General features: G+C 40.3%; 1 pseudogene. It reads left to right on the top strand.

Annotated features, from left to right (window positions below):
• Positions 1 to 159: 159 nt before the first annotated feature.
• Positions 160 to 575, top strand: a pseudogene (locus CD30_RS19280) (group II intron reverse transcriptase/maturase); the annotation flags it as partial.

Genomic DNA, 575 nt, shown 5'->3' on the forward strand with positions numbered 1-575 from the left:
CTTACAAGGGTTCCCGACAAGAGAGATGGAATATCTCACAGGAACAAGCTTACCAGTGATGGCAAGCTGAATTGTAAGAAGTCAGCAGAGGTCATAGTAGTTTCTCTGAAATGAAGGACTGAACAATAGCAATCTTGAAGAATTACGGAGGTGATGGCAGTGCAAAGACCGCAGAAAACATCGCAAGATGGCTGTTTGCAAAGGGATAAGTTGGAAACTGAAGAGTATGCAAGAGTGTGTAGTCCTGCCGTTAAAGAAGTAGGTCAACAAGATGGTATCGATTTAATTGATAAAGTAATTGATAGTAATAATCTTTTCAGAGCATGTAAGAAGGTTAAAGCCAACAAAGGTGCGCCTGGAATAGATGGAATGACAGTAGATGAACTTTTTGGTCATGTCAGTAAATACCTACCCCATCTTAAGAGAAAACTGAAAGATGGCTCATATAAGCCTCTTCCAGTCAAACGGGTTGAAATCCCGAAGGCGGATGGTACAAAACGAAAATTAGGCATTCCATGTGTTAGAGACCGTATGGTCCAACAAGCAATATATCAAGTAATAGGTGGAATAATAGA

Source organism: Ureibacillus massiliensis 4400831 = CIP 108448 = CCUG 49529, assembly GCF_000772965.1.
In the GTDB taxonomy this organism is placed as follows: Bacteria; Bacillota; Bacilli; order Bacillales_A; family Planococcaceae; genus Ureibacillus; species Ureibacillus massiliensis.